The sequence below is a fragment of the Vibrio tasmaniensis genome (genome assembly GCF_024347635.1).
GTDB lineage: Bacteria > Pseudomonadota > Gammaproteobacteria > Enterobacterales > Vibrionaceae > Vibrio > Vibrio tasmaniensis.
The window spans coordinates 2108649-2122039 of sequence record NZ_AP025510.1 but is presented as its reverse complement, the minus strand read 5'-3'; the positions used below and the strand labels follow the sequence as shown (position 1 = coordinate 2122039).

Here is a 13391-nt window from a genome sequence, read left to right as displayed (position 1 = left end):
AAAGTATAGCGTTTTCCGGAGTGCAAGAGGTCTAGCAACAGCATTGATACTAGTTATCTGCCTAGGGAATACGATTGAAATACAAACGAGTCGCTTATTTCAATCAGGGCAGAATACTACCATAAATGCTTCGGTTGTTAGCCTTTTTAGTGAAAATAGCCACGGTTTTGAAAGCGTAATAGTAGCTAGATCAATTGGCGGCGAAAAATTAATCTTTCCTCAATTGATAAAATTACGTTTGTTTACTCCTTTTAAGTTAACGCTCGGAGATGATGTCAATTTATCGGTGTATATAAAGCCTGTATGGGGCAAGCTCAATGAAGCTGGCTTCGATCTAGAAAAGTATTTGTTTAGTGCCGGTGTGGTTGCCAATGCAATTTATAGAACCGATACCGCATATCGCATTCATACCAATAGCAACTTACGGTCCTATTGGTTTGAAAACAGTCTTGAAAGGTTAAGTCAACTGGCAAATCAAGACCTCATTATGGCTTTGAGTTTTGGTTATCGAGACCTTATTCACTCTCAGCGTTGGGACTTACTTAAAAGCAGTGGTTTGATTCACTTGATGGCTATTTCGGGGCTGCATATTGGGATTGCCTTTGGTATCGGCTATCAAGTAGGAAAGGTATTCAGGTTACTATCATCTTCACTTCTTTGGTTGCCCACAATATTCGGAGTCGGCTTAGCCTATTTCTACAGTTGGTTTGCTGGGTTCACGCTGCCCACCTTGAGAGCTTTGGTGATGTGTATTATCGCCAGCTATTTCTTGTGGCGTGGGCAAAATATCAGTTTGTTTCGGTATGTCGCCTTAAGTCTGTGCGTGGTTCTGCTAATTTGGCCATTTTCAGCATTATCGAGTAGCTTCTGGTTGTCTTTTGGTGCGTTAGGTGCCGTTCTTTACATTGCGTTAAATAGTCAGTCATCCGATTCAAACTCAACATTTATCGACCGAGCACTGCAGCTCTTCAAGATTCAGTTAATGCTGACATTCCTGATTGCTCCCTTTTCGATGCTGTTCTTTAATGGGGTCAGCTTAGTCTCTGTTTTCTACAACTTGCTCCTTTTACCTTGGGTGTCGATGGTGGTTATTCCACTATTGTTCCTGGCAATGTTCTTTAGCTTAATATTGGCGCCAGTATCAGGTGGCGTTGGCTTAACTACATTCAACAATGGTTTGTCTGAACAATTATGGATGTTGGTCGACTTATCGCTTGAGCCTCTCGTATTTAGTCTTCCTTTCTCTGAACGATTTTGGTTTCAAGTGGATAATCACACGATTGAGTTGTCTGTATTCCTCATCTTGTTTTTCGGTTTTGTCAGTCGATATTTCAAGCGAGCACTATCTATATTGATTATTACAGTGTTTGTACTGTGGTGGGAGTTTGGCAAGCCTCAACAAGACAAACTAACTATCGATATCTTGGATGTTGGGCACGGGTTGTCTTTGCTCTTAGAAAAGAACAATCAGATTATTGTTTACGATCTTGGTAACGCATGGCCGGGAGGTTCCATTGTCGAGTCCTTACTGATTCCCACTTTAAATCAGAGGGGGATTCATGAGTTGGAGGGTGTAATAGTGAGTCACTTCGATTCAGATCACGCAGGTGGTTATCCGGCGTTACTTGAAAACTATAATCCTAAGTGGATAAGAGCCAGTCAGAATATCAGTCAACAAACACAATCGACCGTTCAAGTTCAGTCTAAAATTCAAGCATGTATTTTAGGTGAAGCATGGAACTGGCAAGGGGTTACTTTTGAGGTGTTGTGGCCTCCCAAACAAGTGAAGAGGGCGTATAACCCACATTCGTGTGTGATCAGGATTTTTGCCCCCGATTTAGAGTTCTCGATGTTACTTACTGGTGATATTGAATTGGTCAGTGAGTGGTTACTTGCTCGTGAAGGTGCTCAGCTTCGAAGTGACGTTATGCTTGTTCCGCACCATGGCAGCAATACGTCTTCGATCGCGCGTTTTATTGAGGCCGTTTCACCTCAGTTAGCGATTGCTTCTTTAGCCAAAGGCAATCAATGGGGGATGCCGAGTGAATCTGTTATTGAACGTTATCGCGACGCGGGGAGTGCTTGGCTTGATACTGGAGAAAGCGGCCAAATAACCATCGGTATTGGTCAAGAAGGTTGGCAATATCATGAGATTAGAGAACAACAAGGCAGACAGTGGTATAGGCAGATGCTCCGTAAGGGAGTAGAATAGGAAGATTATTGTGAGAAAATTAAGCGATTCTATGTCAACACAAACAGATGAAACTACCTGGGTCACATTTAAAAGACTTTGGACTTATATTCGACTATATAAGGCCGGCCTTGGTGTTGCGGTTATTGCGCTTATTATAAATGCTGTCACTGACACCTACATGATTTCCTTGCTAAAGCCGTTACTTGACGAAGGCTTTGGTAATGCAGAATCTGACTTTTTACGTACGCTCCCTCTCATTATCTTTGTCATGATGTTCGTTCGTGGCATTAGTGGTTTTGTTTCAACCTATTGTTTGAGCTGGGTCTCAGGCAATGTGGTCATGGAAATTAGACGTAAAATCTTTAGCCATTTCATGCATATGCCAGTTTCTTTTTTTGATAAAGAACAGACTGGTGCGCTGCTATCTCGAATTACTTACGATTCAGAGCAAGTCTCAGCGGCAACCAGTAAAGCATTAGTCAGTATTGTCCGTGAAGGCGCAAGTATTATTGGCCTACTGACGCTGATGTTTTGGAATAGCTGGCAGTTGTCTTTGGTGTTGTTCGCTGTCGCTCCTCTTGTCGCGTGGGCAATCAGTATCGTGTCGAAGCGATTCAGAAAGATCTCTAAGAACATGCAAACCAGTATGGGTCACGTTGCTTCTTCTGCAGAACAAATGCTGAAAGGACATAAAGTGGTTCTAACGTACGGTGGACAAGATCTAGAAAAACACCGCTTTGACCAAGTTAGTAACCAAATGCGCCAACAAAGCATGAAGTTAATCACTGCTCAAGCGGCCGCTAACCCAATCATTCAGATGATTGCATCACTTGCAATCGTTGTTGTTCTATTCCTTGCTAGTGTTGATTCAATTAAAGCAGAGCTTACTCCCGGTACGTTTACTGTTGTGTTCTCGGCGATGTTTGGTTTATTACGCCCACTAAAAGCACTGACTAACGTAACGTCTGAATTCCAACGTGGTATGGCAGCGAGTACGACCCTATTTGGTTTGATGGATCTAGATACGGAACAAAATAAAGGTACGTTGAAGCCTGAAACCGTAACGGGTGAAGTTGCCGTAAAAGATGTGACATTTACTTACCAAGGTGCAGAGAAAGCAGCGCTTGATAAGGTCAGTTTTAATATACCGAAAGGTAAGACTGTCGCACTTGTCGGCCGATCGGGTTCGGGCAAGAGTACCATTGCCAACCTGTTTACTCGTTTCTATGACGTAGACTCAGGCTCTATCGAACTTGATGGTCACGACATTCGTGATTATGAATTGAGAAACCTACGTGAGCACTTCGCTCTTGTTTCTCAGAATGTGCATCTATTTAACGATACGGTTGCGAACAACATCGCTTACGCAGCTGAAGAACAGTATTCACGTGAACAGATCGAACACGCGGCTAAACTTGCGCATGCAAGTGAGTTTATCGAAGGCATGGAAAATGGCATCGATACAGTTGTTGGCGAGAATGGTGCAAGTCTTTCTGGTGGTCAAAGACAGCGTATCGCGATTGCACGAGCTCTATTGAGAGATGCACCTGTTTTGATTCTTGATGAGGCGACATCTGCACTGGATACCGAGTCAGAAAGAGCGATTCAATCTGCGTTAGAAGAGCTGCAGAAAGACAAAACGGTATTGGTTATTGCACACCGACTTTCTACTATCGAACAAGCTGATGAGATTCTTGTGGTCGACGATGGCCACATTGTTGAAAGAGGTGCACACGCCGAGCTTATCGCCCTTGATGGCGCTTATGCACAACTACACCGAATTCAGTTCAGCGGATAAGATTAGGTCTTGTTGTGATCGAAAAAATTTGGTTTAACAATCACCCATTAAAATACTTTCTCTGGCCGCTATTGTGGCCATTGAGTCTGTTGTTCAAAATGATCAGCGGTCAACGTCGTGACGCTTATCTATCGGGGAAGAAAGAGACCTATCGTCCGCCTTTACCCGTGATTGTTGTGGGTAATATTACCGCTGGCGGTAATGGCAAAACACCGGTTGTGATTTGGTTAGTCGAGATGCTTCAGGCTCACGGTTTTAAGCCAGGCGTTGTTTCTCGAGGCTATGGGGCGAAAGCACCAAACTATCCGTTAGTGTTGGATGAAAACACGCCAGCAGAGCACTCTGGTGATGAGCCTCGCTTGATCCGTAAGCGAACTGGTGCGCCTGTAGCGGTTGACCCTGTGCGCGCAAACGCAGTAAAGGCTTTACTGAGTGAAGGGGTGAATGTCATCATCACTGACGACGGCCTTCAGCATTACGCACTTGAACGCGATATTGAATTTGCTGTTATCGACGGTGCGAGACGCTTTGGTAGTGAGTGTCTAATTCCTTTGGGCCCATTAAGAGAGCCTATATCTCGTTTAGATGACGTAGACTTTTTGGTTAATAATGGCGGTAAAGCGCACGGGCGAGAGTTCTCGATGTCTTTACTTCCAAGCCAAGCGGTTAACCTGAAGACGGGTCAGAAAAGGTCTGTGGCAGAATTACAAAAGCTGGTGGCTTTTGCTGGTATCGGTCACCCACCACGCTTTTTTAAAACATTGGAAAATCTTGATGGTGATGTGGTTTATACGCAGGGCTTCGCCGACCATCAAGATTTTGATAAAGATGAACTTCATGCCTTAGCAAAAAAAGGTATGAATATGATTATGACAGAAAAAGACGCTGTAAAATGCGAAGAGTATGCGCAAGACAACTGGTGGTATCTTCCAGTTTCTGCGCAGTTCAATGAAGATTCGCAACAGCAAATTTTAAAAAGAATAAAAGAGGTTATGGAATACTATGGATCACCGTCTGCTTGAGATCGTTGCTTGCCCTGTATGTAAAGGTAAACTAACTTTTGACAAAGATAAGCAAGAGCTTGTTTGTAAAATTGATCGCCTTGCTTACCCAATTAAAGAGGGTATTCCTGTTCTTTTGGAACCTGAAGCTCGCAGCGTTTCAATGGATGAGGGTAAGTAATGTCTTATACGGTTGTTATACCTGCAAGATACCAATCGAGCCGTTTACCAGGGAAGCCACTTGCTGACATTGGTGGAAAGCCGATGATTCAATGGGTATACGAACAGTCAATGAAGGCGGGTGCCGATAACGTTATTATCGCTACCGACGACGCTCGAGTTGAAAAAGCGGCCAAAGCATTTGGCGCGACCGTTTGTATGACATCACCTAATCATGAATCAGGCACTGAGCGCCTCGCTGAAGTGATTGAAGTCATGAAGATTCCTGATGATCATATTATCGTGAATGTTCAAGGTGATGAGCCTCTGATTCCACCTGCGATCATTAATCAGGTTGCGAATAACCTTGCGAACAGTACAGCACCGATGGCAACGCTCGGTGTGGAAATTACTCATGCTGACGAAGTGTTTAATCCTAACGCCGTAAAAGTTGTGACCGACAAAGATGGGTATGCCCTGTACTTTAGCCGAGCGACTATTCCTTGGGATCGCGATGCTTACGCGAACAACGGTACAGCTGCTGAATCTCCACTGCTTCGTCACATTGGCATTTACGCTTACCGTGCGGGTTTTATTAACACCTATATCAACTGGGAACCAAGTACCCTTGAGCGTATTGAGTGCCTAGAGCAGCTACGTGTACTTTGGTACGGTGAAAAAATCCATGTAGACGTTGCGGCAGAAGCACCTGCAGCTGGTGTTGATACGCCAGAAGACCTAGAAGCTGTTCGAGCTATTATTGGCTAAGCGTCTTTTAGCGACTACTTCTTTGCTCTACAAAAATGCAAAATCATGAGCCTTGCTTATCGCGAGGCTTTTTTATGTCTAAAGAGAAGCGAATGACAGCCTTATTTATCTAAGTTAACGGATATTGAGTTGGTTGCATGGGTTTCTGTATCATCCCCCCGGAATTATCTGAGATTTACCTCGCTCGACTTGCAAATTTTCTCTATAATATGCCGCCTATAAAGTAGTGGCGAATCGCTAGTACAGAATAAAACTTACGACAAAACGTGGAGTAAAAGATGCCTTCTCAAAGCCCAGTGATTACGGTTGATGGACCAAGTGGTGCAGGTAAAGGTACCCTGTGTATGTTACTAGCGGATAAGCTAGGCTTTCATCTTCTAGACTCAGGCGCGATCTATCGCGTATTGGCTTTAGCGGCAATTCACCATGGCGTGGATACTGAATCAGAAGATGCTTTAGTACCGCTTGCAACTCACTTAGATGTTCAGTTTATCGCTGAAGGTGAGCTAGTGAAGGTTATCTTAGAAGGCGAAGATGTGTCTGGTGAACTTCGTAAAGAAGAGACGGGCATGGCGGCTTCAAAAGTCGCTGCTTTACCTCGCGTTCGTGAAGCTCTACTTCGTCGTCAACGCGCATTCAGCGCGGCGCCGGGTTTGGTTGCTGACGGTCGTGACATGGGAACGGTTGTGTTTCCTGAAGCTGAAGCGAAAATATTTTTAGATGCAAGTGCTGAAGAGCGCGCGAGTCGCCGCCTTAAACAGTTGCAACAGAAGGGGTTAGATGTTAAATTTGACGACCTTTTGAGCGAGATCCAAGAGCGAGACGATCGAGATCGTAATCGCCCAGTGGCGCCACTTCGCCCTGCAGAGGATGCTCTAGTGCTTGATTCCACCTCAATGAATATTGAACAGGTAGTCGAAAAAGCACTACACTATATTGAATCGAAACTGGCTGGGTAATTTCGCCGAGCTAGTACGAACGTTGGTCGCAAGGATGATGACCGGCGAATTTATCAACCCCATGCGGTAGGATACCCATGGACGTTTAATTATTGAAGATTAAATAATGACTGAATCTTTTGCTCAACTCTTTGAAGAGTTTCTATCTGAAACTGAATTCCAACAAGGCAGCATCGTTAAAGGTACTGTAGTAGCTATCGAGAACGGTTACGTTCTTGTAGACGCTGGTCTTAAGTCTGAATCTGCTATCCCTGCTGAACAATTCAAGAACGCTGCTGGCGAACTTGAAGTTGAAGTTGGTGCTGAAGTAGACGTAGCTCTAGACGCTGTTGAAGATGGTTTCGGTGAGACTCAACTTTCTCGTGAGAAAGCTAAGCGTCACGAAGCTTGGATCGTACTTGAGAAAGCTTGTGAAGAAGCTGAAACTGTTGTTGGTATCATCAACGGTAAAGTTAAAGGCGGTTTCACTGTTGAACTTAACGGTATCCGTGCTTTCCTTCCAGGTTCTCTAGTAGACGTACGTCCTATCCGTGACACTGCTCACCTAGAAAACAAAGAGCTAGAGTTCAAAGTAATCAAGCTAGACCAGAAGCGTAACAACGTTGTTGTTTCTCGTCGTGCTGTTATCGAATCTGAAAACAGTGTTGAGCGTGACGAACTTCTTGAAACTCTACAAGAAGGTACTGAAGTTAAAGGTATCGTTAAGAACCTTACTGACTACGGTGCATTCGTTGATCTTGGCGGTGTTGACGGTCTTCTACATATCACAGATATGGCTTGGAAGCGCGTTAAGCACCCATCAGAGATCGTTAACGTTGGTGACGAAATCCTAGTTAAAGTTCTTAAGTTCGATCGTGAGCGCACTCGTGTTTCACTAGGTCTTAAGCAACTTGGCGAAGATCCATGGGTAGCAATCGCTAAGCGTTACCCAGAAGGTCACAAGCTTTCTGGTCGTGTTACAAACCTAACTGACTACGGCTGCTTCGTTGAAATCGAAGAAGGCGTTGAAGGTCTAGTACACGTTTCTGAAATGGATTGGACTAACAAGAACATCCACCCTTCTAAAGTTGTTAATGTTGGCGACGAAGTTGAGGTTATGGTTCTTGATATCGACGAAGAACGTCGTCGTATCTCTCTAGGTCTGAAACAGTGTAAAGCTAACCCATGGCAGTCATTTGCAGAAATGCAAGCTAAGGGCGACAAAGTTACTGGTAAGATCAAGTCTATCACTGACTTTGGTATCTTCATCGGTCTAGAAGGCGGTATCGACGGTCTTGTACACCTATCTGACATTTCTTGGAACGCTGCCGGCGAAGAAGCTGTACGTGAATACAAGAAAGGCGACGAAATCTCTGCTGTTGTTCTAGCAGTAGATGCAGAGCGTGAGCGTATTTCTCTTGGCGTTAAGCAAATGGAAAACGACCCGTTCAACGCATACGTTGCTGACAACAAGAAAGGTGTTCTTGTAAACGGTACTGTAACTGCAGTTGACGCTAAAGGCGCTACTATCGAGCTAATCGAAGGCGTTGAAGGCTACCTACGTGCTTCTGAAGTTTCTCGTGACCGTATCGAAGATGCATCTCTAATCCTAAGCGTTGGCGACAGCGTTGAAGCGAAGTTCACTGGTGTAGACCGTAAGAACCGCGTAATCAACCTATCTATCAAAGCTAAAGATGAAGCTGATGAGCAAGAAGCAATGGCTTCACTGAACAAGTCTGATGAAGGCGCGTTCGGTAACGCAATGGCAGACGCATTCAAAGCTGCTAAAGGCGAATAATAGCTTCTCGTTAAGAGAATTATAGCTATCTAGCCAAGAAAGGAGCCGTAAGGCTCCTTTTTTTTTGCTTATTTTTCCTATAGGTCTATAATTTCTAAAAAGAAAACCAACGAGGGTAACTATGACTAAGTCTGAATTGATTGAAAGACTGTGCGCTGAGCAAACGCATCTTTCTGCAAAAGAAATTGAAGACGCTGTAAAAGACATTTTAGAGCATATGGCTTCAACACTAGAAAGTGGTGATCGAATCGAAATTCGCGGCTTTGGCAGCTTTTCTCTGCATTACCGTGAACCTCGTGTTGGACGTAATCCCAAAACTGGTGACAAGGTTGAGTTGGAAGGTAAATACGTTCCTCACTTTAAACCAGGTAAAGAGCTACGCGAACGAGTAAACTCAGGGTTGTAGGCTACTTATCGGAATTAAGAAAAGCGGCATACTATAATGTATGCCGCTTTTTTATGACCATAATATGGTGGTCTGATTAGTAATTTTCCTGCATAATCGTACAGCTAACTAATCAATGAGTGATGAACTATGAAAATTATAAAAATAGTCGCTGTTATTGCACTTTTCCTAATGGCACTGGCTTTAGGCTCTCAAAACCAAACAATTGTGAATTTCAATTATTTGCTAGCGCAAGGTGACTTCCACCTGTCAAGCTTGCTAGGTGTTGTATTCGTTTCAGGTTTTGCTCTTGCCTGGTTAGTCTTTGGAAATATGCACATGCGATCTCAACTAAAAATTCATCGCTTGAAGAAGCAACTCAATAAGCAATCAAAGCAGGTCGCTGCTGAAACTAAAGCTTAAAGGCCATATTTGATGTTAGAGTTACTGTTCTTACTTTTACCTATTGCAGCCGCTTATGGTTGGTATATGGGTAATCGTAACGCTCAGCAAGAAAAACAAAAGCAATCACACCAGATCTCCCGCCAATACGTGACGGGTTTGAACCTATTACTGTCAGACCAATCTGACAAAGCGGTTGATCACTTCATTGAGCTACTGCAAGTAGACAATGAAACCATCGATACTCACTTGGCTTTGGGCAATTTGTTCCGCTCAAGAGGTGAAGTCGACCGCGCTATTCGTATTCACCAAAATCTTATCTCTCGGTCTGGGCTCACCCTCGACCAGAAAAACCTCGCACTGCAGCAATTAGCTAAAGACTATACGGTCTCAGGCTTTCTTGATCGCGCAGAGAAAATTTTTGAACAGCTTGTAGAAGAACCTGATCATAAAGAAGGCGCTTTACAGCAGTTGGTTGCCATTTATCAGCAAACGCGAGAGTGGAATAAAGCGATTCATTACGGAAATATCTTAGTTAAGCTAAGCAAGAAGAAAATGAAGACGCGTGCGATGGTTGCACACTTCTGGTGTGAGCTCGCGATGCAAGAGCAAGCCGACGGCAACCGCCCTAAAGCGCTTCAGCACTTTAAGAAGGCCCTTTCAGAAGACCCTAAATGCGTTCGAGCCAGTATTGCTTTAGGAAAATTCCATTTAGCTAATGAAGATTATCACAAGACAATTACTTATTTAGAGTCAGTTCTCGAGCAAGATATCGACTTCATTAGTGAAGTCCTGCCAACGCTTGCTGAGTGTTACCACAAACTTGGACAAGAAGCGCAGTTGGTCGAGTTCCTTAAAGCGTGTATTCAGAAGAAAGCCGGTGTTTCCGCTGAGTTGATGCTGGCTCAACTCGTTGCCGACCATGAAGATGTTGGCTCTGCTCAAGAGCTACTGACAAAGCAGCTTGTTAAAAACCCAACCATGAAAGGTTTTTATCGATTAATTGATTATCACCTAGAGGAAGCGGAAGAAGGTAGAGCCAAAGACAGCTTAACAACGCTTCAATCTATGGTTGGTGAACAACTCAAGGTTAAGCCTCATTACCGATGCCGTCAGTGTGGTTTCTCAACTCACTCAATGTATTGGCACTGCCCTTCATGTAAGGGGTGGGGAACGATCAAGCCTATTCGTGGGCTTGATGGTGAATAGATTTGTGGTCATTTTAAGACCAAATTATTAATTGCAGCTTTCGGGCTGCATTTTTATGACTGTTATTTATGGCCTGATTGGTATAAATATTTTGTAGAAAGTTAATTGCGTTAGGAGATGAAATGAACGACCAAAAAATCATTGTAGCATTGGATTATGATAACCAAGCGGATGCGTTAGCCTTTGTCGATCGTATTGACCCAGCATCTTGCCGCCTAAAAGTTGGCAAAGAGATGTTTACTCTGTTTGGCCCTGAATTTGTTCGTGAATTACATAAACGTGGTTTCTCAGTATTTTTAGACCTTAAATTCCACGATATCCCGAACACATGTTCAAAAGCAGTACGTGCTGCCGCTGAACTGGGCGTGTGGATGGTGAACGTACACGCGAGCGGTGGTGAGCGTATGATGACGGCTTCACGCGAAATCTTAGAACCATATGGTAAAGATCGTCCATTGTTAATCGGTGTGACGGTACTAACCAGTATGGAGCAATCTGACTTAGCGGGTATCGGTCTGGATCTAGAGCCACAGCAACAAGTGATGCGTTTAGCATCTCTGACTAAAAACTCAGGCCTAGACGGTGTTGTATGTTCAGCACAAGAGGCTTCTTTGCTTAAAGGGGCACTTGGTCAGGAGTTCAAGCTAGTTACTCCGGGTATTCGCCCTGTAGGCGCTGATGTTGGTGACCAGAAGCGTATCATGACGCCTTCTAAGGCGATTGAGTCAGGTTCTGACTATCTTGTTATCGGTCGCCCTATTACTCAAGCAGCAGACCCTGCAGCAGTACTGGCTGAGATAAACGGTACGCTAGCTTAAGTTTAAGATCGCGATATGAATAAAGAAGGCCAGCAAATTGCTGGCCTTCTTATTTGTATACAAGATACAGAATTGGTCTGGAGTTGACTTATTCTACTGGCTTAAACCGGAGCGCCACTATGAAACTTAAAGTCGCTGTCTTCTGAAGTGATAAGTTCAGCTTCAACTTGCGCAAAATGAGCAATACGCTCAGAGATATCTTTCCCTGCGATTTGTTCCGCGAGTTCAAGATAGTCTTGATAGTGGCGAGCTTCTGAACGAAGTAGAGATACGTAAAACTTCTCCATATCTTCTTCTAAGAAAGGAGCCAGTTTAGCAAAGCGTTCACAAGAGCGAGCTTCAATAAAGGCGCCGATAATAAGCTTATCAACCAGAGCATCAGGTTCGTATGTTTTAACTTGCTTGATTAAACCCTTAGCGTAGCGACCCGCCTCGATCGGTTGATAAGTCACGCCTTTTTTTACCATTAATTCCATCACTTGGTAGAAGTGATGCAGCTCTTCTTTGATCAGCAATACCATTTTATCGATCAAGTCAGCACCGTAATTGCAGCCTTCTTTCGCTGTAATTTGCTTTGATACATTGCTTTTACCACGTAGAGACTCTAAGTCTCCGATACGACGGTAAGCAAATTGCTCGTAGGGCAAGATCCATTCATTTAGTTGCTTTGCACTCTCTTTATCAACCGCATACTTACGAATAAGGAACAAAGCACTCTGTGCCGCTTTAAGTTCACAAAGCATATGATCGCGTAGAATGATGTGGAGATTTTCTGGATTTTTGGCTTCAGCTATCCATGAATCTGGCGTTTCAGCTTTAAGGAAAGAGTGGATTGGAGCTAATAGTTCTTGATACATGGTAAGGGCAGGTTTGTTGATAATGCGGGATTTTATCACAGCTTAAGAGATCTCCCTATACGGAGAAAGGAAATTCCGCAGGTACAAAAAAGGCCGCTAATTTAATGTAAATTGAGCGGCCTTTAAGTGTTGGGTTAGAGCGTTACCATTTTTTCTTCTGACCGAATAGAGCATCCATGTCATCTTCACGCTCTTTCGATTCCATCTGCTGTAAATCTTCTGCGTTTTTATTTAGGCGCTTCTGATCAAGATCGTCAAGCATCTGCTGGAGCTTATCTTTCGCTTGATTGGAGTATGCGTCGTTTTTAGTGGCTAATGCATCGATGCCTTTGCGCAACAGTTGAATCGCTGTGCCAGGCTGTCCACGAGATATCGAGTCATTTGCACGTTTGATAACATTCTCGATGTTGATGCGAATTTGGATTGTTTCTAAGCGAGCGTTTTCAACCACAAAAGCTTGAGTATTAAAACGTCCTTTATTGTGCTCGTTACGAACCGTGTCACGCAAGCGTTTAACTAGCTTAAGCATCATGATTGCTTGTTTGTCACTACTAGGCATGCGAAAAGCGGTGCTTTCGCCCCCTTGGTGGTTCTCTTTAAGCTGCGTGATTTGTTGCTTTACGCTTTCGATGCGTTGGGCAAGCTGCTTATTTTTAGGATCGAGTTCATACATATTAACTAATGCATCAAGAATTCGATTGTTTAAGCATATAAGAAGATCTTGGCTAAACGGCATGTGGTGAGCATTGCCAATTAACTCTTCTGTTCCATCTATAATGGTTAGATAACGAGAAGCTTCCTGTTTCTTCGTTGTTTCTACCTTAACTTTGTATTGAAGCATGATGTTGTAGCCTAAAACCAACACCAAAAGCACGGCTACCAAGGCGATTATTAAACCAATATTCATATATTTGTGTCTGCTTATTGTTTTCTATAGCTAACTAGAGAGGATACACGATTCCATTGTGTATAGGCACTTGTAAATTACAATTTTTGATTATCTCTTGTTGAGCGCAATCGGCAATCAAAATTTACTAACTAATGTGTGAGAATGAGGAGTGGCT

The 13391-nt window shown here is 43.6% G+C and carries 13 protein-coding genes; 11 read left to right on the top strand and 2 right to left on the bottom strand.

Annotated elements, in window-relative coordinates; translation table 11 throughout:
* The first annotated feature begins 79 nt into the window (after window positions 1-79).
* The 11 genes from OCV44_RS09530 (at window position 80) to pyrF (ending at window position 11470) form a co-directional block, all read left to right on the top strand.
* Window positions 80-2212 carry a DNA internalization-related competence protein ComEC/Rec2 gene (locus tag OCV44_RS09530; protein WP_390903458.1) on the top strand — a complete coding sequence of 711 codons (2133 nt, stop codon included), beginning with the start codon at window positions 80-82 and terminating at the stop codon, window positions 2210-2212.
* Between the two features lie 31 nt (window positions 2213-2243).
* The gene (gene msbA, locus OCV44_RS09525) at window positions 2244-3992 is read left to right on the top strand and encodes a lipid A ABC transporter ATP-binding protein/permease MsbA (protein ID WP_139684509.1); all 1749 of its coding nucleotides are present in this window, start codon (window positions 2244-2246) and stop codon (window positions 3990-3992) included.
* 14 nt (window positions 3993-4006) lie between these two features.
* On the top strand, window positions 4007-5014 hold the full coding sequence (lpxK, locus tag OCV44_RS09520) for a tetraacyldisaccharide 4'-kinase (RefSeq protein ID WP_135444826.1): 1008 nt from the start codon (window positions 4007-4009) through the stop codon (window positions 5012-5014).
* Complete coding sequence (locus tag OCV44_RS09515; protein WP_139684510.1) at window positions 4995-5174, top strand: Trm112 family protein; 180 nt, start codon at window positions 4995-4997, stop codon at window positions 5172-5174. The genes lpxK and OCV44_RS09515 overlap by 20 nt, the downstream gene beginning before the upstream one ends.
* The gene (gene kdsB / locus OCV44_RS09510; protein ID WP_009847141.1) at window positions 5174-5920 is read left to right on the top strand and encodes a 3-deoxy-manno-octulosonate cytidylyltransferase; all 747 of its coding nucleotides are present in this window, start codon (window positions 5174-5176) and stop codon (window positions 5918-5920) included. The genes OCV44_RS09515 and kdsB overlap by 1 nt, the downstream gene beginning before the upstream one ends.
* 278 nt (window positions 5921-6198) lie before the next feature.
* Window positions 6199-6879, top strand: coding sequence for a (d)CMP kinase (cmk, locus tag OCV44_RS09505; protein ID WP_017104105.1), 681 nt, complete (start codon window positions 6199-6201; stop codon window positions 6877-6879).
* A gap of 106 nt (window positions 6880-6985) precedes the next feature.
* Window positions 6986-8656, top strand: coding sequence for a 30S ribosomal protein S1 (gene rpsA, locus OCV44_RS09500; protein ID WP_012604398.1), 1671 nt, complete (start codon window positions 6986-6988; stop codon window positions 8654-8656).
* A gap of 121 nt (window positions 8657-8777) precedes the next feature.
* Window positions 8778-9062, top strand: a complete 285-nt coding sequence (gene ihfB, locus OCV44_RS09495; protein WP_010439923.1) for an integration host factor subunit beta — start codon at window positions 8778-8780, stop codon at window positions 9060-9062.
* Window positions 9063-9191: 129 nt separating this feature from the next.
* On the top strand, window positions 9192-9464 hold the full coding sequence (locus OCV44_RS09490) for a LapA family protein (RefSeq protein ID WP_012604397.1): 273 nt from the start codon (window positions 9192-9194) through the stop codon (window positions 9462-9464).
* Between the two features lie 12 nt (window positions 9465-9476).
* A complete protein-coding gene (gene lapB, locus OCV44_RS09485) occupies window positions 9477-10652 on the top strand; it encodes a lipopolysaccharide assembly protein LapB (protein ID WP_122046370.1) in 1176 nt (391 codons plus the stop codon).
* 122 nt (window positions 10653-10774) lie between these two features.
* Entirely contained in the window at window positions 10775-11470 is a 696-nt protein-coding gene (gene pyrF, locus OCV44_RS09480; RefSeq protein ID WP_008224291.1) for an orotidine-5'-phosphate decarboxylase, read from the top strand.
* Window positions 11471-11571: 101 nt separating this feature from the next.
* On the opposite strand, the gene miaE is transcribed toward pyrF, so the two are convergent.
* Window positions 11572-12366, bottom strand: a complete 795-nt coding sequence (miaE, locus tag OCV44_RS09475) for a tRNA isopentenyl-2-thiomethyl-A-37 hydroxylase MiaE (RefSeq protein ID WP_281279098.1) — start codon at window positions 12364-12366, stop codon at window positions 11572-11574.
* 103 nt (window positions 12367-12469) lie between these two features.
* The gene (locus OCV44_RS09470) at window positions 12470-13234 is read right to left on the bottom strand and encodes a hypothetical protein (protein WP_009848859.1); all 765 of its coding nucleotides are present in this window, start codon (window positions 13232-13234) and stop codon (window positions 12470-12472) included.
* Between the last annotated feature and the right edge of the window lie 157 nt (window positions 13235-13391).